The organism is Pseudomonas sp. GW456-12-10-14-LB2 (genome assembly GCF_002884345.1).
Lineage (GTDB): Bacteria > Pseudomonadota > Gammaproteobacteria > Pseudomonadales > Pseudomonadaceae > Aquipseudomonas > Aquipseudomonas paraglycinae.
On record NZ_POHV01000093.1, the window covers coordinates 1 to 392 of the forward strand.

General features: G+C 57.7%; 1 protein-coding gene. It reads left to right on the forward strand.

Annotation, left to right across the window (positions count from 1 at the left end):
* Positions 1-23 precede the first annotated feature (23 nt).
* The coding region (locus tag C1X29_RS28215) for a glutamine synthetase beta-grasp domain-containing protein (protein WP_218275707.1) at positions 24-392 on the forward strand (369 nt) is incomplete at its 3' end.

Below are 392 nucleotides of genomic sequence, written 5' to 3' on the forward strand. Positions count from 1 at the left end.
ACCCCGCTTGAGGACCCGAAGCCATGTCAGCAGTCTACCGAAGCCATGACCAACCTTGTTACCAGCTCGAAACACATAACGGGCACACTGGAAAGGTGAGCAGGCAGACTGAATTCGTCCTGCGTTCTATGGAGGAACGCAACATCCGTTTCGTAAGGCTGTGGTTCACGGACGTGCTGGGATCCCTGAAATCTGTTGCCATCGCCCCGGCTGAAGTTGAGGGAGCTTTCGTTGAAGGCGTGGGCTTCGACGGCTCAGCTATCGAGGGGTATGCCCGCGTCTACGAGGCAGATATGGTGGCCCACCCCGATCCGGCCACCTTCCAAGTTCTGCCATGGCGTTCTGGCACCAGCACGGCCAGGATGTTCTGCGATATCACCAATCCTGACGGA